The 21,974-nt window shown below is 64.7% G+C and carries 21 protein-coding genes; 5 read left to right on the forward strand and 16 right to left on the reverse strand.

What is annotated here, in order from left to right; all coding sequences use genetic code 11:
• Positions 1 to 6: 6 nt before the first annotated feature.
• The 7 genes from O9320_16370 to rfbF all read right to left on the reverse strand — a co-directional run bounded on the left by O9320_16370 (position 7) and on the right by rfbF (position 7,082).
• Entirely contained in the window at positions 7 to 1,014 is a 1,008-nt protein-coding gene (locus O9320_16370) for a TAXI family TRAP transporter solute-binding subunit (protein ID MCZ8312423.1), read from the reverse strand.
• Positions 1,015 to 1,094: 80 nt separating this feature from the next.
• A complete protein-coding gene (locus tag O9320_16375) occupies positions 1,095 to 2,393 on the reverse strand; it encodes a TRAP transporter large permease subunit (protein ID MCZ8312424.1) in 1,299 nt (432 codons plus the stop codon).
• Between the two features lie 28 nt (positions 2,394 to 2,421).
• The gene (locus O9320_16380) at positions 2,422 to 2,937 is read right to left on the reverse strand and encodes a TRAP transporter small permease (GenBank protein MCZ8312425.1); all 516 of its coding nucleotides are present in this window, start codon (positions 2,935 to 2,937) and stop codon (positions 2,422 to 2,424) included.
• 132 nt (positions 2,938 to 3,069) lie between these two features.
• Positions 3,070 to 4,071, reverse strand: coding sequence for a TRAP transporter substrate-binding protein (locus O9320_16385; GenBank protein ID MCZ8312426.1), 1,002 nt, complete (start codon positions 4,069 to 4,071; stop codon positions 3,070 to 3,072).
• Between the two features lie 67 nt (positions 4,072 to 4,138).
• The gene (locus O9320_16390) at positions 4,139 to 5,335 is read right to left on the reverse strand and encodes a CaiB/BaiF CoA-transferase family protein (GenBank protein MCZ8312427.1); all 1,197 of its coding nucleotides are present in this window, start codon (positions 5,333 to 5,335) and stop codon (positions 4,139 to 4,141) included.
• Positions 5,335 to 6,270, reverse strand: a complete 936-nt coding sequence (locus O9320_16395) for a hydroxymethylglutaryl-CoA lyase (protein ID MCZ8312428.1) — start codon at positions 6,268 to 6,270, stop codon at positions 5,335 to 5,337. The genes O9320_16390 and O9320_16395 overlap by 1 nt, the downstream gene beginning before the upstream one ends.
• A 17-nt stretch (positions 6,271 to 6,287) precedes the next feature.
• Positions 6,288 to 7,082 (reverse strand): glucose-1-phosphate cytidylyltransferase, encoded by a 795-nt coding sequence (rfbF, locus tag O9320_16400; protein ID MCZ8312429.1) that lies wholly within the window; start codon positions 7,080 to 7,082, stop codon positions 6,288 to 6,290.
• Between the two features lie 114 nt (positions 7,083 to 7,196).
• On the opposite strand from rfbF, the gene O9320_16405 reads away from it, so the two are divergent.
• Entirely contained in the window at positions 7,197 to 7,778 is a 582-nt protein-coding gene (locus O9320_16405) for a hypothetical protein (GenBank protein ID MCZ8312430.1), read from the forward strand.
• A gap of 74 nt (positions 7,779 to 7,852) precedes the next feature.
• Positions 7,853 to 8,980 (forward strand): DegT/DnrJ/EryC1/StrS family aminotransferase, encoded by a 1,128-nt coding sequence (locus O9320_16410; GenBank protein MCZ8312431.1) that lies wholly within the window; start codon positions 7,853 to 7,855, stop codon positions 8,978 to 8,980.
• A 21-nt stretch (positions 8,981 to 9,001) separates the two neighbouring features.
• On the opposite strand, the gene O9320_16415 is transcribed toward O9320_16410, so the two are convergent.
• Positions 9,002 to 9,991 (reverse strand): aldo/keto reductase, encoded by a 990-nt coding sequence (locus tag O9320_16415; GenBank protein MCZ8312432.1) that lies wholly within the window; start codon positions 9,989 to 9,991, stop codon positions 9,002 to 9,004.
• Positions 9,992 to 10,120: 129 nt separating this feature from the next.
• Here O9320_16415 and O9320_16420 point away from each other — a divergent pair, with 129 nt between their 5' ends.
• Both O9320_16420 and O9320_16425 read left to right on the forward strand, forming a co-directional pair.
• Positions 10,121 to 11,392: a nucleotide sugar dehydrogenase gene (locus O9320_16420; GenBank protein MCZ8312433.1), complete on the forward strand. Its 1,272-nt coding sequence runs from the start codon at positions 10,121 to 10,123 to the stop codon at positions 11,390 to 11,392.
• Positions 11,389 to 13,287 (forward strand): nucleoside-diphosphate sugar epimerase/dehydratase, encoded by a 1,899-nt coding sequence (locus O9320_16425; GenBank protein MCZ8312434.1) that lies wholly within the window; start codon positions 11,389 to 11,391, stop codon positions 13,285 to 13,287. The genes O9320_16420 and O9320_16425 overlap by 4 nt, the downstream gene beginning before the upstream one ends.
• Positions 13,288 to 13,298: 11 nt before the next feature.
• On the opposite strand, the gene rfbD is transcribed toward O9320_16425, so the two are convergent.
• From rfbD to O9320_16450, 5 genes are read right to left on the reverse strand one after another with little or no spacing between them, the layout of a single operon-like run.
• Complete coding sequence (rfbD, locus tag O9320_16430) at positions 13,299 to 14,189, reverse strand: dTDP-4-dehydrorhamnose reductase (protein ID MCZ8312435.1); 891 nt, start codon at positions 14,187 to 14,189, stop codon at positions 13,299 to 13,301.
• A 6-nt stretch (positions 14,190 to 14,195) separates the two neighbouring features.
• Complete coding sequence (gene rfbB, locus O9320_16435) at positions 14,196 to 15,254, reverse strand: dTDP-glucose 4,6-dehydratase (protein ID MCZ8312436.1); 1,059 nt, start codon at positions 15,252 to 15,254, stop codon at positions 14,196 to 14,198.
• Positions 15,255 to 15,259: 5 nt separating this feature from the next.
• On the reverse strand, positions 15,260 to 16,141 hold the full coding sequence (gene rfbA, locus O9320_16440; GenBank protein ID MCZ8312437.1) for a glucose-1-phosphate thymidylyltransferase RfbA: 882 nt from the start codon (positions 16,139 to 16,141) through the stop codon (positions 15,260 to 15,262).
• Positions 16,134 to 16,679 carry a dTDP-4-dehydrorhamnose 3,5-epimerase gene (rfbC, locus tag O9320_16445; GenBank protein ID MCZ8312438.1) on the reverse strand — a complete coding sequence of 182 codons (546 nt, stop codon included), beginning with the start codon at positions 16,677 to 16,679 and terminating at the stop codon, positions 16,134 to 16,136. The genes rfbA and rfbC overlap by 8 nt, the downstream gene beginning before the upstream one ends.
• Complete coding sequence (locus O9320_16450) at positions 16,676 to 17,620, reverse strand: NAD(P)-dependent oxidoreductase (protein ID MCZ8312439.1); 945 nt, start codon at positions 17,618 to 17,620, stop codon at positions 16,676 to 16,678. Before O9320_16450 ends, rfbC begins: the two co-directional genes overlap by 4 nt.
• Before the next feature lie 121 nt (positions 17,621 to 17,741).
• On the opposite strand from O9320_16450, the gene O9320_16455 reads away from it, so the two are divergent.
• On the forward strand, positions 17,742 to 18,743 hold the full coding sequence (locus O9320_16455; protein ID MCZ8312440.1) for a kinase: 1,002 nt from the start codon (positions 17,742 to 17,744) through the stop codon (positions 18,741 to 18,743).
• On the opposite strand, the gene O9320_16460 is transcribed toward O9320_16455, so the two are convergent.
• From O9320_16460 to O9320_16470, 3 genes are read right to left on the reverse strand one after another with little or no spacing between them, the layout of a single operon-like run.
• Entirely contained in the window at positions 18,740 to 19,918 is a 1,179-nt protein-coding gene (locus O9320_16460) for a DegT/DnrJ/EryC1/StrS family aminotransferase (GenBank protein ID MCZ8312441.1), read from the reverse strand. The genes O9320_16455 and O9320_16460 overlap by 4 nt on opposite strands.
• Complete coding sequence (locus tag O9320_16465) at positions 19,918 to 21,012, reverse strand: alpha-ketoacid dehydrogenase subunit beta (protein MCZ8312442.1); 1,095 nt, start codon at positions 21,010 to 21,012, stop codon at positions 19,918 to 19,920. Before O9320_16465 ends, O9320_16460 begins: the two co-directional genes overlap by 1 nt.
• Complete coding sequence (locus O9320_16470; GenBank protein MCZ8312443.1) at positions 20,999 to 21,970, reverse strand: thiamine pyrophosphate-dependent dehydrogenase E1 component subunit alpha; 972 nt, start codon at positions 21,968 to 21,970, stop codon at positions 20,999 to 21,001. The genes O9320_16465 and O9320_16470 overlap by 14 nt, the downstream gene beginning before the upstream one ends.
• Between the last annotated feature and the right edge of the window lie 4 nt (positions 21,971 to 21,974).

Here is a 21,974-nt window from a genome sequence, read left to right on the forward strand (position 1 = left end):
GGAAATCTAGCGCAGCACGCCGTTTTCCGAATAGGCGAGGGCAGCCCCCGCATGCAGCGGGAAGCCGAGCCCATCGACCGCCGTTTCGAGCTTCAAAAACCGCCCGACGGCGGCGTTGGCATCCAGGATGCGGCGGTTGTTGGCGTGCCACAAAGCGCGCGTGAGCCCGTGCACCGTGCCGTCGTCGGCCGCTTCGGACGTGATCCACAATATGCCCACCGACAGCGACGCGATGTCGCCCACGCCGCGATAGCTGCCGGCTGGGATCGTCGCCTCGGTCAGAAAAGGCTGCGTGGCGCGCAGCCGCGCCACCAGGCTCTGCAGCGGCAGGATGGCGATGTCTTGCGCCTCGGCAAGTTCGGCGATGAAGGCGGACGGCACGCCGGCTGTGGCAAAAAACGCATCGATCTTGGCTTCGCTGAGCGCTTCGACCGCTTCGGCGGGCGTGAGAAACTGGGCGCGCACGTCGCGCTCGCCGAGCCCCGCTGCCTGCAGCACCGCGCGCGCGGCCACAGCCGTGCCCGATTCGCGCTCGCCCAGCGAAACCGCCTTGCCGCGCAGATTGCGCAATTCCGCCACGCCTGCGGCCTTGCGCACGATCAGATGCAGCGTTTCGGGATAGAGATTGGCGATGGCACGCAGATTTTTGACCGCCCCGCGGCGCGCAAACGGCCCGGTACCGTGATAGGCCCAATAAGCAAGATCGGCCTGGCACAGCGCGGAATCGATGCGGCCCGCCGCGACGAGATCGATATTGGCAAGCGAACCGGCCGTGGTCTGGTTCACGACAATCATGCCCGGCACGCCGCAGGTACCGCCGCGCGCGCAGTCGCGCGCACCGGGCGGCGAGCTCACGGTCTGGCCGATCAGGCTCGCGACCTGGAACATCGTCGATTCGCTGGGGCCCGACGCGATGCGGAAAAACCGCGTTTCCTGGGCATGGGCACGCAAGGGGACGCTTGCGGCCGCTGCCGCCATCCCTGCCAAAAACGTCCGCCGATCGGCAACGCGCATGACCCGTTCGCCCCGTGCGGGCGCTTGTCCGACAAACGCCCGCCCCTATCTAACGCCGAAGGGGCGTCGGAGTCACGCGGCTACATCATGTTGCGCGGTAGCCAGAGTGCGATATCCGGGACAAAGAACAGCATCGTCACCATAAGGCACATCAGCACGAAAAACGGGAACGCGACCCAGCCGATATAGGTGATCTGGTGCCCGGTCATGCCCTGCAGCACGAACAGATTGAAGCCAACGGGCGGGGTGATCTGCGCCATTTCGACGACGATCACGATGAAGATACCGAACCACACGAGATCGAACCCGGCGCGCTCGATCGTGGGCATGACGACCGCCATGGTGAGCACGACCATCGAAATGCCGTCGAGGAAGCAGCCGAGGATCGCGTAGAAAATCGTCAGCATCAAAATTAGCATGCCGGGGCCGAGATCGAGCGCGTCGATCCATTCGGCGAGCGCGCGCGGCAGGCCCGTGAAGCCCATCGCGAGCGTAAGGAACGAAGCGCCTGCTAGAATGAACGCGATCATGCAGGACAGGCGCGTGGCGCCCATCAGGCTTTCCTTGAACACTTTGAGGTTCATGTCGCCCTGCAACGTGGCCACGAGCAACGCCCCCGCCACGCCGACGGCCGCAGCCTCGGTCGCGGTCGCGAAGCCCGCATAGATCGAGCCCAGCACGATCACGATCAGGCCCACCGACGGCAGCAGAAAGCGCGCGGCATAGATCTTCTCGAAGAACGTCATCTTCATGTCGGCGGGCGGAATCTTGTCGGCGTTGAACAGCGACCAGCCGACGACCCACGCCATGAACATGCCGGCAAGCGCCAAGCCCGGGATTACGCCCGCAATGAAAAGCTGGGCGATCGAGGTATTGGTCTGCACGCCGTAGACGATCATGATCAAAGACGGCGGGATCAGCAGCCCCAGCGTGCCCGAGCCCGCAAGCGAACCCACGATCATGCTTTCGGGATAGCCGCGCTTGCGCAATTCCGGGATCGACATTTTGCCGATTGTGGCGCAGGTCGCCGCCGACGAGCCCGAAATCGCCGCAAAGATCGTGCAGCCAATCACGTTGGTGTGCAGCAAGCGACCGGGCAGCGACTGCATCCACGGGGCAAGCCCGCGAAACAGATCCTGCGACAACCGCGTGCGGAACAGGATTTCGCCCATCCAGATGAACATCGGCAGGGCGGTAAGCGTCCATGAGGAAGATGCGCCCCAGATGGTCGTGACCATCGCGGGGCCCACCGGGCGGCTCGTGAACAGCTCCATCGCCATCCAGCCCGTACCCAGCAGGGCAAGGCCGATCCACACGCCAGAGCCCAGGACCACGAACATGAAAATGATCAAAAGACCGGCAATTTCCAAACTAAGCATCGCGTCGTTCCCCCGCCTTCAATGAGCGTTACTCTGTGTGCTGCATTTCGGCCGAGAGATCGCTCTCGGACGGGTCGCGGCCCTGCAGAACCTGCACAAGCTCGTCGACGAAGGCGATCAGCAGAATCGTGACCCCGAGCGCCATCATCGATTGCGGGATCCACAGGGGCGAGGCGTCCATCGCGTCCGAGCGCGAGTCGAACTCGTACGACCAATAGACCATGTCCCACGCATACCAGGCGAAGAAGCCGGTCAGGAAAATCGAAGCGCCGAGGCACCAGATTTCGATCCAGCGCCGCGCCTGGCCCTTGAAGCGCTGGATGATCAGCGTCACCCGGATATGCTCGCCACGCTTAAGCGTGCTTGCGAGCGCAAAGAACGAAGCACCGGCCATCGCGAAGCCTGCATAGGCATCCGTGCCGCGCACATAGATGTCGGTGAAACCGCCCAGCACCTGCAGCATCGTGACGACGAGGATCATCATCATCGACAGGCCGGCTGCCCAGCCGCTGGCTTCGTAGAGAAGATCGAGAAAGCGCCGCATATTGCCCCTGCTCAAGCACCCAGCCGAACTTCGAGCCGGGCCCAAAAAGAAGAGGTCGGCACTACCCGCATGCGCGGCCAATGCCGACCTCGTTACGCGTCGTCTGGATTTAGCAATATCCGGGCCTAACCCTTAGGCGCTGGCCTTGTAGGCGGCCACGAGGGCGGCACCGTCCGCACCGGCGCGGGCGAGCCAATCCTTGGTCAACTCCTCGCCCCAACGCTGGAAACCGGCCTTCAAGGACGGCGACGGCGCTTCGACCGTCATGCCGTTTTTCTTGAACTCTTCGAGGAAGAAATTGGCCAGACGCTCGGACTCGGCCCAGCCGCGCGCTTCCGCGACTTCGGCGGCCTTGGTCACGGCCGTGCGCGTCGCATCGTCGAGCGAGGCCCAGGCGCGCTGGTTGACCATGGTCATGTTCTTCGGCAGCCAGGCTTGGACGTCGTAGAAGAACTTGATGTGTTCCCAGATCTTCGAATCGAAGCCCGTGGCACCCGACGAGATCATCGAGTTGACGCGGCCGGAGGCCAGCGCCTGCACGAGTTCGGCCGCCTGCACGGTCGTGACGCGCATGCCCGCGAGTTCGGCAAAGCGCCCGGCCGATGCGCCGTAGGAGCGGAACGACAGGCCGCGCAGATCTTCGGGCGTGGCCAACGCCTTGGGGCTGTAGAAGCCCTGCGGCGGCCACGGCACGGCGAACAGCATGCGCACGCCGCGCGTCTGCAGACGGCGATCGACGAACGGCTTCTGGACAGCGGCCAGGCGGCGCGCTTCGGCAAACGAGGTCGCAAGAAACGGGATGTTGTCGGCCCCGAACATCGCGTCGTCGTTTTCGAGCACGACCTGCAGCAATTCGCCCATCTGGGCTTGCTGCGTCTGCACGGCGCGCAGGATTTCCGGCACGCGGAACAGCGAAGCGCCCGCATGGACGGTGATTTCAAGCTTGCCGCCCGACGCGTCCTTCACGTCTTTGGCGAACTGGATCAGATTGACCGAGTGGAAATTGGTGGCCGGGTAACCGGCGGGCAGATCCCATTTCCACTTGGCCTGGGCGGCGGCAGGGCGAACGATCGCGGCGGCGGCAAGCGCACCTGCGGCGGTCCCGGCAAATTGACGGCGGGTCAGTTTGGTCATCGACGACTCCCTGTTTTTGCGATTTGTCGCTTTAAGACGCCAAGTTAGGCGCATCAAGCGCCAAGCGTCAAGAAACCGCAGGCGGTAGGCCAAGAATACCGGCTGCAACCAGCCGCTCGATATCGGCGGCTTCATAGCCGAGGCCCGCCAGGATTTCGCGGCCATCGGCACCGATCGCAGGCACGTCGCGGCGCACGCCCAGGCGCTCGCCGTCGAAACTGATGGGTAGGCCGGGCACTCGGATTTTGCGGCCGTTGGCGGCCGTAACTTCGACGAACCCGCCGCTTTCGTTCAGGTGCGCGTCGTCGAGCAGATCCACCGGGGTTTGGATCGGCGCGTAAGGAATGCCGAGTTTTTCCGCACGCGCCACAAGATCGGCCTTGGTGATGCCGGAGAACGCCTTCTGTACGGCCGGGATCAGCCACGGGCGTGCGGCACAGCGCAGCGGGTTCGTGGCGAGTTCCGGATTGGCTTTGAGCTCGGCGAGGCCGAACTCGTCGCAAAACGGCCCCCATTGCGTGTCGGAAACGACGGCCACGAACAATTGGCCGCTGTCGGCCGTGTCGAACACGTCGTAGATGCCCCATGCGGCCCGGCGCACGGTCATCGGCGGCGGGGCCTCACCCGTGACGCCGAATTGCGCGATATGCTGGGCCACCAGGAACGCGCAGTTCTCGTAGAGGGCCGATTTGACGTAGCGCCCCTTGCCGGTGCGGTGGCGCTCTTCGATGGCGGCCAAAATGCCGATCGCCGCGAACATGCCGCCCATGATGTCATTGACCGACGTGCCGGCACGCAGCGGCCGGCCGGCAGGGCCGGTCATGTAGGCAAGCCCCGCCATCATCTGCACGACCTCGTCGAGGGCCGTGCGATGTTCGTAAGGCCCGTCGAGAAATCCTTTGAGCGAGCAATAGACCGCGCGCGGATTGAAGGCCGCAACGGCCTCGTAGCCCAAGCCCAGCTTTTCCATGGCACCGGGGCGGAAATTTTCGGTGACGACGTCGGCTTCAGCCACCAGCTTGCGCGCGATCGCCGCCCCCTCAGGCGATTTCATGTCCAGCGCAATCGCGCGCTTGTTGCGGTTGAAGGCCGGAAAGAAGCCGGAGCCCGAAGCCGTGAGGCGCCGTGTGTTGTCGCCGCCCGGTACGGGCTCGATCTTGATCACGTCGGCCCCCAGATCGGCGAGGATCAAGCCGCAGCTCGGCCCCATGACCATGTGCACAAATTCGACGACGCGCAATCCGGCAAGCGGCAGATTTTCCATCAGGCGGCCACAGCGCCGGCAAAGCCTTTGGGCAGGCCCGACTTGGCCAGATGGCCGTAGAATTCCGCCCCCGGCAGCGATGCCACCAGGATTTCGCGCGCGTGCATGAGCTTGTCGAAATCGACCCCCGTGCGTAAGCCCATCGATTCGAGCATGAACACGAGATCTTCGGTGATGACATTGCCCGAAGCGCCCGGCGCATAGGGGCAGCCGCCGAGGCCGGCGAGCGAAGAGTCGAGGGCGGAAACGCCCGCCTCGATCGCGGCCACGCAATTGGCAAGACCAAGGCCGCGCGTATTGTGGAAGTGCGCCGCATCGAGCTTCGCGCCAATTTCGCGTTTGACGGCCGAGAGCAGACGGCGCACTTGGCCCGGATTGGCGTAGCCGACCGTGTCGGCGATCGACACCGAATCCGCATCGAGCGCGACAGCGGCAGCCGCGATGCGCAGCACGTCGGCTTCGGGCACGTCGCCTTGCAGCGTGCAGCCAAACGCGGTCGAGACACCCGCATTGATCTTGAAGCGGCGTTCGGCCGGCAACGCGTTGCGCAAGCCGACGATGGCGCCCAACTCGGCCAATTGCTCGTCCACGGTTTTGCGCACATTGGCGCGCGAATGCGCCTCGCTTGCCGAGATCGGCAAAGACAAGCGCGGCACGCCGATTTCGGCAGCACGCTGCGCCCCCTTGAGATTGGGGACGAGGGCCACGACCGACAGATCGGGGATCGTCAGCGCGTCGGATGCGACTTCGGCGGCGTCGGAGAACTGCGCGATCATCTTCGGATTGACGAAGGAGCAGACCTCGATTTCCGGCAGGCCGGAAGCCGCAAGCGCGCGGATCCAGGCCTTTTTGGCGTCGGTCGCCATGAAGATTTTCGTGTTTTGCAGCCCATCGCGCGGGCCGACTTCGGAAATCGAAATGTCGATGCGTGCCATGGCCCCCGCCTTTCCCGTCACTCCCAGACTTTCCACGGCGCTTTGCCCGCCGCCCACATCTCGTTCAGCATCGTCATGTCGCGGAACGTGTCCATGCACTGCCAGAAGCCGTCGTGGCGATAGACCGACAGGGCCGCGCGCTCGGCCAAGACCGGCATCAGATCGATCTCGAGGCTCATCTTGCCGTCGTCGGGCGGCAGCCCGTCGAAAGCGCGCTTGTCGAGCACCATGAAGCCGCCATTGATCCAACCGTCGGCGGTCTGCGGCTTTTCGCGGAAGCTGCGCACGTCGCTGCCGGCAATGTCGATTTCGCCGTAGCGCGACGGCGGATGCACGGCCGTGATCGTGCCGAGCCGGCCGCCATTGCGGTGGGTTTCGAGCAGCGCTTCGATGTCGATATTAGCGACCCCGTCGCCGTAGGTGGCGAAAAACTGGGACCCACGCACGTGCTTGAGCGCACGCCGGATGCGGCTGCCGGTATTGGCCTCGGCTCCGGTTTCGACGAGGGTGACCGTGAAATCGAGCGGGGCCGTGTCGCCCAGCACGCGCACGGCGCTTGTCGACAAATCAACCTCGATATCGGCCTTGTGTAGGCGATAATTCACGAAGAAATCGCGCACCACCTCGCCCTTGTAGCCGAGGCATACGATGAAGCGCTTCACGCCAAATCGCCGATAGATGCGCATGATGTGCAGCAAGATCGGCGTGCCGCCGACCATGACCATGGGCTTGGGGCGAACTTCGGTCTCCTCGCGCAGGCGTGTTCCGAGGCCACCGGCCAGAATTACTGCTTCCATGTCTTGCGCACGCATATCGAGCCCTGCCTCTTTCGCGATTCGGGATAACGCGCGAGTCTAGCGCGTGTCCGTGCTTCTCGCATCTGTGCGCTTGGCGCCCGAGACGGGGGCGCCCTAGACTGGCGGATGATGCGAGTCTCCGTCCTGCTACCGATTCTGGCGATCCTGCTGCTGACGGCGGTCTGGATCGCGCTGTTTGTCGCACCCAGCTCGCAAGGGCAGCGTTGGAGCGTGGTGGTGCTGATCGACGAGCGCGACCAGCTGCCGGGCCCCGCCTTCGAGGAATGGGCGCACAGCGTGCGCCGTTTTGCGCGCGAAACGCCGGGTGCAAGTGCCGTCTTGCGCGCACCTGCGATCGACGAAGATCTGGCACAGGCCGGATATCTTGTTGCCGACGACGTCGCCGACCCGATTGCCTGGCTCGATCTGCGCATGCGCGACGGTCGGCCCTTTTTCCTGGCCCTCCATGCCGGGCGCGGCTCGGACATCGCGTTCGAGCGCATAAGCGCCCATCTCGAACGCACCGGGCTTGCGCGCCGCACGATCCTGGCGGCTTGGAACGCGAATTTCTTTGCGTTCGACATGCCGGGCGCGCGCGCCGTGCCGACGCGTGCCCGGCCAAGCGAGGCCGCCGACATTCTGCCGACCTTGCTGCGGCTGATCGGCCTCACGCCGAGCCAGCCCTTGCCCGGGTACGCGCTCGCGGGTTGACAGGCACGGCGGCACCGGCCGACAAGAAGACTGTTCCTTCCCTTGCCGCCCCCGCCCTTTTCGCGAGACCAAGCATGCAGTTCTACCGCCACGGACTTTCCAGCGCCGACGCCAAGGCCGTTGCCGAGGTTCTCGACACGCCATTCCTGACCTCGGGTGCGGTCGGCAAAAAGGTCGAAGCGCAGATCGCCGAATTTTTCGGCCAGCCCTATGCGCTTCTCGTGAATAGCTGGACCAACGGCGCACTCGCCGTGCTGCTGGCCCTCGACATCAAGCCCGGCGACGAGGTCATTATCCCGGCCCAGACTTTCATCGCGACCGCGAACATGGTCGAGCTCATCGGCGCCAAGCCGGTGTTCGCCGATGTCGATCCGCACACGCTGCTGCTGACACCTGAGAGCGCCGCACGCGCGGTCAGCCCACGCACGCGCGCGTGCATCCCTGTGCACATGTACGGGCTCATGTGCGATATGGCGGGTCTTCGCGCGGCCCTGCCCGCCCACGTGACGCTGATCGAGGATTGCGCGCATTGCTTCGAGGGCACGCGCGACGGCGAACCGCCCGGCAAACATGCGGAAGTCGCCATCTTCTCGTTCTACGCCACCAAGAACGTTACCTGCGGCGAAGGCGGGGCGATCATCCTCAAGGACGAAAAACTCTTTGCCGCCCTGCAGCAGACGCGCCTGCACGGCATGAGTGCGATCGCCGCCGACCGCTTCAAAGCGGGCCAGTATCGGCATTGGGACATGGCGCGCTTGGGCGTGAAGGCCAATCTGCCCGATCTGCTGGCGGCCTTGCTGCCGAACCAGATCGCGACGATCCGCGAGCGCCTGCCCGCGCGCACGGCCCTGGTCGAGCGCTATCGCACCGAGCTTGCCAATCTGCCGATCCGGCTGCAGGCGCTGCCCGATACTTGCGTGTCGGCACATCATCTGTTCCCGATCCACGTGAAGCCGGCCGCACGCGATGCAGCGATCGCCGCCCTCAATGCGGCGGGCATCCCGGTCACGGTCAATTACCGGTCGGTGCCGACCTTGACCTACTACCGCGAGAAATACGGCTACACGCAAGCTTCGTTCCCGGTGTCGCACGAATGGGGCGAGGGCGAGATCACGCTGCCGCTGTGGCCCGGGATGCCCGACGAAGACCAGACCAAGATCATTGAAACGCTGCGCAGCGCCGTCGTGCCGCTCTGCGGCTAAACTTGGCGTGCCGCTCTGCGGCTAGTTGCGCGGCGGCGTTTTGGGTGTGGGCGTTGCGGGGGCTGCAAAAGCGCTTTCGGCATAGGCCGCGCGGATGCGCGCGACATCGGCCGGATCGAGCGGGCCGAAATCGGACGTGGCGGCGTTCTCGCAAACTTCGGCGGGTGCGAGCATGCCCGGAATCGCAACGCTGATCGCCGGATGCGACAGGCAAAAGCGCAGCGCAGTCTGTGCGAGCGTGTGGCCCGCTTTGGCCGCGATGTCGCCCGCAAGGCTGCGGCCCGCATCGGCCCATTGGCGGATGCGCTCAGGCGGCCAATTGCGGCGATGGTCGCCCTCGGGGAATACCGCGTCGGCCGCCAGCTTGCCCGACAGGAATCCGAAGGCGAGCGGGGTGCGCGCAATCACGCCGACATCGGCTGCCAGCGCGCGGTCGAGCAGGCCGATTTCGAGGGCGCGCTGGTCGGCCAAGTTGAAATTCGCCTGCACGCACACCGGTGCGAAAGCCTCGATCGCCGCCAACGCTTCGGCCGGCGTTTTGAGCGACAGGCCCCAGGCCGCGATCTTGCCCTCGGCCTTGAGCGCTTCGAGTGTGGCGAGGATCTCGGGCTCGGCATGCAGCAAGTCGAGCGGCGGATTGTGCAGCTGCAAAAGATCGATCGTGCCGCGCCGCAGTCGCTGAAGCGAGCCCTCGACCGAGCGGCGCAGATGGGCCGGCGAAAAATCCTGTGGGCCTCCAAAGCGCGGATGGCCTGCTTTGGTTGCTATGCGCACCGCAACGGACGTGCCGAACGTTTCGCCCAGCAGCGTCTCGGCGTGGCCGTCGCCATAGGCGTCGGCCGTATCGAAAAAATTGATGCCGCAATCGCGCGCTTGGACCAGCGCCGCGCGCGACTGGCGGTCGTCGGTGGCGCCGTAGGAGGCACCCGCGACGAACCCACCTATACCCCAGGTGCCGAAGCCGATCTCCGACACAAAAAACCCGCTTTTGCCGAGCTTGCGCTTGCGCATGATGCCCCTGGTGCCGCGTCGATTCGACGATCCCCTAGCCTAAGCGTCCGGCAGCTTCGGGACCAAGATTTTCGATGCTTGCGCAATGCAGGCAGGGCCGCTACGAAAGACCCAAATACGGAGAAACCCATGGAATCGCGCACGCATATCGCCGTCGTCGGGCTCGGCTATGTCGGATTGCCGCTTGCGGTCGGGCTTGCCGGCCATTTCCGCGTCACGGGCTTCGACCTCAACTCGACGCGCGTGGCCGAGCTGAAAGCGGGCCACGACCGCACCGGCGAAATCGACAATTCGCGCCTCAAGGCAAGCAAGCTCGCACTTTCGGCCGATGCAGCCGCGATGGCGGGGGCGGACGTTTTCATTGTAACCGTGCCGACCCCGATCGACGAAGCCAACCGGCCCGACCTGCGGGCCGTCGTGGCCGCCAGCCGCACGGTCGGCGGGGCGATCAAAAAGGGCGCCATCGTCGTTCTCGAAAGCACGGTCTATCCGGGGGTCACCGAAGAGATCATGGGGCCCGAGATCGCCAAGGCCTCGGGCCTTGTGTGCGGCGTTGATTTCTTTTTGGGCTACAGCCCCGAGCGAATCAATCCCGGCGACCGCGAGCACACGGTCGACCGCATCACGAAGGTGGTCGCGGGCCAAACACCGGAAGTGGCCGAAAAACTCGGCGCCCTCTACGGTGCGATCAACGGCGGCAACGTGTTCCTGGCGCGCGACATCCGCACGGCCGAAGCCGCCAAAGTGATCGAGAACGCGCAGCGCGACATCAACATCGCGTTCATCAACGAGATCACGATGATCTTCAACAAGATGGGCCTGTCGGCGCACGACGTGCTCGCGGCCGCGCGCACCAAGTGGAACTTCTTGCCCTTCACGCCGGGGCTCGTCGGCGGCCATTGCATCAGCGTCGATCCGTACTATCTGGCCGAGGCGGCGATGCGATTGAAGCACCACCCCGACATCATCCTTGCGGGCCGGCGCACGAACGACAGCATGGCGGCCTATTGCGCCTCGGAAGTCGCGCGCATGCTGGTCGGTCGGCGCGGTTTTAGCGCGCGCATTCTGGTGCTGGGCATCGCGTTCAAAGAGAACGTGCCCGATCTGCGCAACACCAAGGTCGTCGATCTTGCCGACGATCTGCGCGCGCGCGGCCATGCGGTGGACATCTACGATCCGATCGTCGATGCGGCCGAGGCCAAACACGAATATGGCGTCGATCTCGTGGCAACACTCGACGGCGGCGTGCGCTACGACGCGGTCGTTGCGGCCGTCGGCCATCGCACCTTCGCCGATCTCGATCTTGCGATGCTGACGGCCGACGACGCGCTCCTGTTCGACATCAAGGGCCTTTGGCGCAGCAAGAGCCTGCCGCCCGGCCGGCGCTACCGCGCCCTGTGAGCACGCGGGCGCCCTTCCTGTCGCGCTTCAACCGCGTGGCACTGGCCATGACGCACGATCTGGGCATGGCGGCGGCGGCTTTCCTCGTTTCGCTGTACTTGCGCGTCGGCGACGAGATGTTCGACTATCCGGTCGATTTTCTGGCAGGCGGCACGGCCTTGTTCGTCGTCGCCGCGGCAATCGCGTTCCGCTTCACAGGGCTCTCGCGCGGCGTGTGGCGCTACGTTTCGATCGACGATCTTGCCGTGATCGCGCGCGGCACCACGCTTGCTCTGCTGCTGTTCGTGCCCGCGATGTTTTTGTGGACGCGGCTCGAGATCATGCCGCGTTCGACAATATTCATCGGCTGGTTTGTGCTGTTTGCCCTACTCACGGGGCCGCGCCTCATCTACCGCACGGTGCGCGAGGGCAAGCTCAATCTTTCGTTCGGCGCCCCGCGCGCCGACCAGGTGCAGGTGCTGCTCGTCGGTGCGAACGATGGGGCCGAACTTTTCCTGCAGGCCAATCGCCGCCGCGGGCGCGCGCCCTATTTTGTGGTCGGAATTCTCGACGACGCCGAACGGCGCAAGGGCCGCCAGATCGGCGGCGTCGATGTGCTGGGGCCGGTGAATGCGCTCGAGGCGATCCTTGCCGATCTGCGCCGCCGCGGCTTCCGCCCGCAGCGCCTCGTTGTCGCGACGTCGATGGACGGAACCGCACTCAGCAACGTCGTCGATCTTGCCGACCGCTGCGGACTTACGGCCGTGCGCCTGCCGCGCATCAACGAACTCAACCGGGCCGCACAGGGCGACAATGCGCTCGATGTGAGCCCGATCGCGATCGAAGATCTGCTCGGCCGGCCGCAGACCGTGCTCGACCGGGCGGCGATGGACGAGCTTGTGCGCGGCCGGCGCGTGCTCGTTACAGGAGCTGGCGGCAGCATCGGCGCGGAGCTTGTGCGCCAGATCGCGCAGCGCGGCCCCGCCCAGCTCGATCTCATCGACAATTCGGAATTTGCACTCTACGCGATCGACCGCGAGGTCGAGGAGACCTGGCCGCATGTGGCGCGGCGCGCCACGATCGGCGATGTGCGCGAAGCGGGTGCGATGCGCCATGTGCTGGCGCGTGCCGCACCTGAGATCGTGTTTCACGCCGCCGCCCTCAAGCACGTGCCGCTGCTCGAGGCCAATCCCGCACAGGGAGCGCTTACCAACGCCATAGGCACACGCAACGTCGCCGACGCGGCGGTGGCGGCCGGTGCGCATGCGATGGTGCTGATCTCGACCGACAAGGCCGTGAACCCGACCAACGTGCTGGGGGCGACCAAACGCCTTGCCGAAATCTTCTGCCAGGCGCGCGACGCACAGAACACTTCCACGCGGTTCGTTGCCGTGCGCTTCGGCAATGTGCTCGGCTCCTCGGGCTCGGTCGTGCCGCTGTTCCAGCGCCAGCTTGCCGCCGGCGGCCCGATCACGGTCACGCATCCCGACATCGAACGCTATTTCATGACCATCCGCGAAGCCTGCGAGTTGGTGCTGCAGGCGAGCGTGCTGGCCCTTGCCGGCAGCGGTACGGCCCGCGGCAGTCTCTTGGTGCTCGAAATGGGCGGGCCGGTGCGCATCCTCGATCTTGCCAAGCGCATGATCCGGCTTGCGGGCAAACGGCCCGAGCGCGACATCGCGATTTCGTTCACGGGCTTGCGCCCCGGCGAAAAGCTCTTCGAAGAACTTTTCTACAAGGACGAGCAGAACACCGCCACGTCCGTGCCGGGGATCCAACTTGCGGGCTCCCCGCCGGTCGATGCCGCCGCGATCGAGGCCGATCTTGCGGCCCTCGAAGCGATTGCGCTTCGCTGCGACGATGCGGGCGTGGTTGCCACGCTGCAGCGCATCCTGCCGAGCTACAAACCCGCCTAAACGCCGCCCATCTAAGCTTCGGCAGCCAGAATCGCGGAAACGGTTGCGGCCAAGCGCTTGCGCCAGTCGGGCGGCGTTATGTCGTATTCGCGCGCTATACGCGCGCAGTCGAGCACACCCCAGGCGGGACGTGCTGCCGGCAGTTTGTATTCGTGCGTGGCGATGCGCTCGACCGGCGGGCGCGGATGGCCATGCACTGCCCCTTCGTCCAGGATCGCTTCGGCAAAACGCGCCCACGTCGTCGGCGGCCGGCCCTGGAAATGGAGCAGGCCAAGGCCGGATTTGTGTTCGCCTTCGCATTGACGCTTGAGGATCGCGAGCACCGCATCGGCAATATCGAGGGCGGAGGTGGGCCCGCCCTGCTGGTCGTCGACGACGCGCAAGCGCTCTTGCGTCTTGGCCAAGCGCAACATCGTGCGCACGAAATTGGCACCCCAGGGTGCGAAGACCCACGAGGTGCGCAAGATCGCGCAGCGCCCGCCCGCCTTGTACGCCGCGATTTCGCCGGCACGCTTGGTGCGGCCGTAAACGCTGAGCGGTTCGGTCGGGTCCGCCTCGCGATAGGGGATGCGCTCCTGTCCGCCGAACACATAGTCGCTCGACAGATGCACAAACGGAATGCCCGCCGCCGCTGCGGCAGCCGCTGCACGGCCCGGCATTTCGGCATTCAGGAACGCGGCCGTCTCCGGCTCGCTTTCTGCCTTGTCGACGGCCGTATAGGCGGCGGCATTGGCGAGCGCATCGGGTTTTGCAGCCTCGATCGCGGCCGCTATCGCATCGGGCTTGGTAAGATCGATCTGCGCGCGGCCCAGTGCGGTCACGTCCCAACCCGCCACAGGGCCTTGCGCCAACAAAGCGCGTGCGACTTGGCCGCTGGCCCCGAGGACGAGCAGGCGCTTCATCCGACCCTAGCCTTTGCCCAAACGATCCAGCGCGTAGCGCTTCGCGCGGATCGATTGCAGCCAATCGACATGGTCGAGATACCAATCGACCGTCGCAGCAAGCCCGTCAGAAAAATTATAGCGCGGCTGCCAGCCAAGCTCGGCCTTGGCCTTGGCCGCGTCGATCGCGTAGCGCAGATCGTGGCCCGGCCGGTCGGGCACGAATTCGATCAGATTGCGGCGCGCGCCCGCAGCGGGCACGCCCAAACGCCGGTCCACATGGTCGCAGATCGCGTGCACGACATCGAGATTGGCAAGCTCCGCGCCGCCGCCGAACGCGTAGGTCGCCCCCGGTGCGGCGTTAACGAGCGCTTGCCACAGGCCAGCGGCATGGTCGTCGACATGCAGCCAATCGCGCCGGTTACGGCCGTCGCCATAGACCGGCAGCTTCTCGCCCGCAGCTGCCTTCGCGATCATCAGCGGGATCAGCTTCTCGGGGAACTGCCACGGCCCGTAATTGTTCGAGCAGTTCGTGACGAGCGTGGGCAAGCCATATGTCTCGTGCCACGCGCGCACGAGATGGTCGGACGCGGCTTTCGACGCCGCATAGGGCGAGTTGGGCGCGTAAGCCGAAGCTTCGGTGAAGGGCGGATCGTCGAAGCCGAGCGTGCCGAACACCTCGTCGGTCGAGATATGGTGGAAACGAAAATGCTTCTTTGCATCCGCCGGCAGGTCGCGCCAATAGCCAAGGGTAGCGACCAACAAGCGGGCGGTTGCCGCAATATTGGTTTCGACGAAGGCGAGCGGCCCGTCGATCGAGCGATCGACATGCGTCTCGGCCGCAAAATTGACGATCGCATCGGGCTTCACCTCAGCCAGCAGCGCGGAAAGCTTGGCGCTATCGCCGATGTCGCCTTCGACGAAACGGTAGGCGTCGTTGCCTTCGAGGGAAGCCAAGGAAGCCGGGTTGGCGGCATAGGTGAGCTTGTCGAGATTGACGGCCCGCGCCAGACCGCGACCCACGACATGGCGCAAATAGGCCGAGCCGATGAAGCCGCAACCGCCGGTGACGAGCAGCGTGCGCATGGCGCTCAACCGGCCTTGGCGACGCGCAGCAGATACTCGCCGTAACCGCTTTTGCGCAGCGGCTCGGCGAGGCGCGCAAGCGCCGCCGAATCGATCCAGCGCTGACGCCAGGCGATTTCCTCAGGGCAACCGATCTTGAGCCCCTGGCGACGTTCGACGGCCGCGATGAAATTGGCCGCATCGAGCAGCGAATCTTGCGTGCCCGTATCGAGCCACGCATAGCCGCGATTGAGCGTTTCGACGCTGAGCAGCCCTTCTTGCATATAGAGGCGGTTGAGATCGGTGATCTCGAGCTCGCCCCGCGGGCTGGGCTTCAGCGATTTGGCGCGCGCGGGCGCACTTGCATCGTAGAAATAGAGGCCCGTCACAGCGAGGTTCGAAGGCGGATCTTTCGGCTTTTCGACGATGTCGAGCGCTTTGCCCTTCGCATCGAGCGTGACCACGCCGTAGCGCTCGGGATCGGCGACTTGGTAGGCGAAGATCGTCGCACCGGGTTGCGTTGCTTGGGCTGCCGCCTGCAGACGGCGCGACAGGCCTTCGCCGTGGAAGATATTGTCGCCGAGCACAAGTGCAGACGTCCGGCCCGCCAGAAACGGCTCGGCGATGATAAGCGCTTGCGCCAAGCCCTCGGGCTTGGGCTGTTCGGCGTAGTGCAGTTCCAATCCCCACGCCGAGCCGTCGCCGAGCAGGCGCTTGAACGCGGGCAGATCGTGCGGCGTGGAGATCAGCAGAATGCGGCGAATGCCCGCCAGCATCAGCGTGCTGAGCGGGTAGTAGACCATCGGCTTGTCGTAGACCGGCAGCAGCTGCTTGCTCGTCGCAAGCGTGGCCGGATGCAGGCGCGTGCCCGAGCCGCCCGCCAAAACGATGCCGCTGCGCTCAGTCAAAGATCACCGCCTCGGCGAGATTCTTGCCGTTCTTATCCCGCTCGGCGAGCAGCACGTCGCCGGACGGAAGCTTCCAATCGATGCCGATGGCGGGATCGTCCCAGCGCAGCACATGCTCGTCTTGCGGGCTGTAGGGGCCCGTCACTTTGTAGGCGAAGTCGGCGGAATCGCTGAGCACCGCAAAGCCGTGCGCGAAGCCGCCGGGGACCCACAATTGGCGGCGATTTTCCGCACTGAGTTCGACGCCGAACCATTTACCGAAGGAGGGGCTCGACCGGCGCAGATCGACCGCCACGTCCCACACTGTTCCGGCCACGACCGACACGAGCTTGCCCTGCATATTCGGCTTTTGGTAGTGGAGCCCACGCAGCGTGCCGCGGCGCGAGCGCGACAGATTGTCCTGCACGAAGGGCCCTGCAATGCCGGCCGCTTCGTAGCGCGCCTGGTTCCAGGTTTCGAGAAACAGGCCGCGCGCGTCGCCGAAGACTTTGGGCTCGACGAGTTTGAGTCCCGGCAGATCGAGATCGACGATCTTCATACGTTGCCGTACATGCCGTTGCGGATCATGCGGTAGCCTTTGACGAGCTCGGCAATGCCGGCATCGAGCGAGTGCGCGGGCTTGAAGCCCGTCGCTTCGATGCGCGCGTTCGAGACGATGTAATCGCGCTTGTCCGGGTCTTCGCCGATGGGTGCCTCGAGAAAAACGAAGCCCGGCACATGCGCTTGGATGCGCTGGCACAGCTCCATCTTCGAGAGATTGGCGTCCGACAGGCCGACATTGTAGGGCCGGTTTTTCATCGCCGCGAAATTGGCGATGCCGTGCAGGAAGGCGCGGGCGACGTCGCGCACATGGATGTAGTTGCGCTTGAAATGCGGCTCGAACAGCACGACCGCGCGATCCGTGACGGCGCGATGCACGAAATCGTTGACGAGCAGGTCGATGCGCATGCGCGGGCTCATGCCGAACACGGTCGCAAGCCGGAACGACATGCCGTTGTCGCGGCCGAGCACCAGTTCCTCGGCTTCGACCTTCGTGCGCCCGTAGAGCGACAGCGGGCGCAGCGGGCTTTCCTCGGTGCATTCTTTGCCGGGTTCGCCAACGCCGTAGCCGGAGTTCGTGACCGGCATCAGCACGCGCTGGTCTTTGGCGAGCAAGCCCAGAAGCGTGCGCACCGCATCGCGGTTGATCGACACGGCCCCGGTCTGGTCGTTGTTGCACAAGGGCGCACCCACGAGGGCTGCCAGCGGAATCGCAATGTCGGCCTTGGCCACAAGCGGCTTCAGCACGGATACGTCGCGGCAGTCGCCGCGCACCACGTCGAAATCCGGATGCGCGCAGACATGCGCAAGCGGGGCTTGGCGGAACATGAAATTGTCGAGCACGGTCACGGCATAGCCCGCCTCGAGCAAGGCCGGCACCAGTGTGGATCCGAGATAGCCCGCCCCGCCGGTCACGAGAATGCGCAGCTTGTTTGCCATCGCCCTGGGCCTTTCCGGTGCGGCTTTTGCCCGCTTTTGACATCGATGCGTAAGCGCATGATATAAGCGATTGATTCCGACCCCGCAACTCTTGGCCCCGGCCCCTGAGACGGAGCAGTTTGTGATCGTCTCGCGCACCCCTTATCGGCTGTCTTTGTTCGGCGGCGGAACCGACTATCCCAAATGGTTTCAGCGCCATGGCGGGGCCGTGATCGGCACGGCGATCGACAAATACTGCAACATCTCGCTGCGGCGCCTGCCGCCGTTTTTTGCGCATCGCTACCGCGTGGTGTGGTCGCGAATCGAGCTCGTCAACGATCTGCTCGAGATCGAGCATCCGGCCGTACGCGCCGTTTTGCTGGACCAGAAGGAAAAGCGCGGCCTCGAAATCCACCATGACGGCGACCTGCCGGCACGCTCAGGGTTGGGCTCGTCGTCGGCCTTCACGGTGGGCCTCCTCAATGCGCTCTATGCGCTGCGCGGCCAGATGATTTCCAAACACGCGCTTGCCAGCGAAGCGATCCGCATCGAGCAGCAAGTGATCCGCGAACCGGTCGGCAGCCAGGACCAGATTTGGGCTGCCTATGGCGGCCTCAACCGCATCGATTTCCGTACCGACGGTTCGTTCGACGTGACCCCCTTGGTGCTCACGCGCGACCGACGCGACGAGCTCGAAAGCTCGCTCGTGCTGTTTTTCACCGGCCTGTCGCGCTACGCGATGACGGTGGCGACCAAACAGATCGCCAATATGGATGCCAAAGAGCGCAACCTGCACCGCATGCGCGAGATGGTGGACGAAGCGCAGGCGATCATCGCGAGCACGAACCGGCCGATGCGCGAACTCGGCATGCTGATGAACGATGCGTGGCGCTTGAAGCGCGAACTTGCCGACGGCGTTTCCACGCCCGAGATCGACGCGATCTACGAAGCTGGCATTGCCGCCGGTGCCGTCGGCGGCAAATTGCTGGGAGCCGGCGGCGGCGGGTTCGTGGCGTTCGTGGTGGCGCCCGAAAAGCGCCAAGCCTTGCGCGAGAAGCTCAAGGATCTCATCGAGGTCGACGTGAAAGTGGCCGCCCCCGGCAGCCGCATCGTGGTCTACGAACCCGACAGCGAAGTGCGCTAGCCGCGCACCGCCGCATCGAGCACGCGGCGCAGTTTTTCGATCTGCGGCGTCAAATCGTGCGGATGGTTGCCGACGAAGAAGCCGCGATCGTGCGCGAGATCCGCGTTCGGCACAGCGCCGCCGACGATGTCGTAGTCGTAGTACTTGATCGTGTCGTGGCGCAGGAAGCAGCCGCCCGTGATGATGCGAAAGCCGATATCGGCGGCTTTGAGTGCGGCGAAGATGCGCTCGCGGTCGAGATCCTTCGCCGGATTCAAGATCAGCGTGAAGCAGAAGGACGAGCTCTGCCCATGCTCCTTCTGGATGATGAAATTGGGATCGCCCGCAAAAAGCTTCTGGAACAGGGCGAGATTGCGCCGCCGTGCGGCCGTCATGGAAGGCAGCTTTTTGAGCTGCTCGAGACCCACGGCCGCTTCCATTTCGAGCGGGCGCACATTGTAGCCCGGGAACAGGAAGCGATAGGCCTCGAAATGGTCGCTGCCCGCACGCTTGTAGAGCGGCGAATCGGCCGGCAGATCGCGCGTCCAGCCGTGCGCGCGCATGCATTTGAGAAGGTGGAAAAGCTCGAGATCGTCGGTCAGCACCATGCCGCCTTCCATCGTCGAGATATGGTGCGAGAAGAAAAAGCTGAACGTGCTGAGATCGCCGAGCGTGCCGGCCTTGCGGCCTGAGGGCAGCACCGCATCCATCGACTCGCAATTGTCTTCCATGAACCACAGGCCATGGCGGTCGCAGAAAGCACGCATCTCGTCGAGCCGAGCGGGATTGCCGAGGATCGAGACGGCGAGCAGCGCCTTGGTCTTCGGTGTCAAAGCCTGTTCGAGTTTCGAGACGTCCATATTCAACGTTTCGAGCTCGACATCGACGAAGCGGCATTTGAGGCCGTATTGCTGCAGCGGATGGTAGGTGGTGCTCCACGAAATCGCGGGCACGATGACCTCGTCGCCGCGCGCCAACGGGCGCTTGGAGTGGTAGGCCATCGCCGCCACGCAAATGAGATTGGCCGAGGAGCCGGAATTCACCATCACGCCGTATTTCTTGCCGTGATAGGCGGCAAAAGCCACTTCCATTGCGGCGACGCGTTCGCCCATCGTGTAGCGGCCCGAGGCGATGACGGCCTGCAGCGCGTCGATTTCTTCCTGGCCCCACGAGGGGGCGGCAAGTTCGTAGAACATCAGAACGGGCCTTTGAACTGCAGCTGATAGGCAAGCTCGGCTTTGGCCGCATCGGGCGCCCAAGCTTGCGCATCGGGCCGAGCGAGCTTGTAGGCGGCCGCCGCGATCGTGGCCGGATTGGGATAGAACGCAGCCTCGAGCGGCGGCGAAGGCGGGCACGGTGTCGGCGCAAAACCCAAACGCTGGATCTGCAACGGGCCTTCGCCCGCACACGCCTCGGCGACACGTGCGGCGATCTCGGCACCGGCCCCGCACATGGACCAGCCATTGTCGACGATCACGAGCTTGCGCGTGCGCCGCACGCTTTCGACGATCGTGTCGCTGTCGAGCGGCGCGAGCCAAATCGGGTCGATGACCTCGGCCGACACGCCTGCCTCTTTCAAGAGATCGGCGGCGCGCAAGGCTTCGACGACCATGTTGGAGATGCCGACGATCGTGACGTCGCGCCCGAAACGGCACACGCGCGCACGGCCGGGGGCGACGACAAAGGGTGCCTCCGCCACGAAAGCTTCCGTCGCATAAAGCAAGCGATGCTCGACGAACACGACCGGATTGTCGTCGCGAATCGCCGCGATCAACGCACCCTTGGCGTCGTGCGCATTCGACGGCGCGCAGACCTTCAAGCCCGGCACATGCATGAACATCGAATGGAGACCCTGGCTGTGCTGCGCCCCCTGGCCCCAGGATTTGCCGATGATCGTGCGCACGACGAGCGGCACTTTGATCTGGCCGCCATACATATAGCGCGCCTTGGCGGCGATATTGACGAGCTGGTTCATGCACAGCATCAGAAAATCCATGCGGATATGCACATGGATCGGCCGCATGCCGGCCATCGCGGCTCCGATGGCGACCCCGGTCATCGCGTCTTCAGACAACGGTGTCGTGAACACGCGCTCGGGGCCAAAGCGATCAAGCAGGCCGCGCGTCGAGCCTTGGATCGCCTTGTGGTCGTCGACGTCGAGCCCGAACAGAAACACGTTTTTGTCGCGCGCCATCTCGAGTGCGACGGCCTCGGACAAGGCATCGACGTATTTTAGCACGCGCCGCCCGTCTTCGATGCGCCCCGGCCAGGCGAGCTTACGCATAGACATCGGTGCCAAGCTCCTCGATCGCGGGGAAGGGCGACGCTTCGGCGAACACGATCGCTGCGGCGATTTCAGCTTCGATCTCGGCGTCGATCGCGGCACGCTGCTTGGCCGACAAAGCTTTGGCGGCCTTGGCGACTGGATCTTTTTTCTGCCACTTGGCGAGCATCGCCTTGCTGCGGAAGCCGGCATCGTAGTCTTCGCCGGGGCCGACATGCTCGCGCCAGCGCCAGGTGAGGCACTCGATGAAGATCGGGCCGCCGCCTTTGCGCATCTTGGGCAAGGCTTTTTCGATATGCTTGCGGATCGCGACCGTGTCGGAATCGGCAAAGCGCTTGGCCGGAATGCCGTAGGTCGCCACGCGCGCGCACAGCCGATCCGTGGCCCAGCGCTTCGACAACGGTTCGTGGATCGCGAAGCCGTTATTCTCGCACACGAACACGACCGGCAATTTATGGAGGGCCGCAAAATTCAGGCTCTCGGCAAAGCAGCCTTCTTCGGTCGCCCCGTCGCCGAGGAAACATGCGACGACCGCCCCGGTCTTCAAGCGCTTTTGCGCCAAGGCATAGCCGACCGCGACGGGCACGGTCGTGCCGACGACGGCCGACGTGCCCAGCACTTTGGCGCGCATGTCGATCAGATGCATCGACCCGCCTTTGCCGCGCGCACAGCCGGTGTCCTTGCCGTAGAGCTCGGCCATCATCGCGTTGAGCGACCCGCCTTTGGCGAGATAGGTCGCATGGCCGCGATAGGTGCCTGAGACCGCGTCGCGCGCTTCGAGGGCGTCGCACACCCCGACGGCAATGCCTTCCTGGCCGATGGACAGGTGCACGGGGCTTTTGATTTTGTCCGACGGGTAGAGGCGCGCGATTTCCTCTTCGACGCGCCGAATGCGGCGCAAGCTGCGATAGAGACGCAGCGTCGCATCGGGCTCTTTCGGCGCGGATTTGGCTTTGGCTTGCATCGCA

Source organism: Magnetospirillum sp. (genome assembly GCA_027532905.1).
Taxonomy (GTDB): Bacteria; Pseudomonadota; Alphaproteobacteria; order CACIAM-22H2; family CACIAM-22H2; genus Tagaea.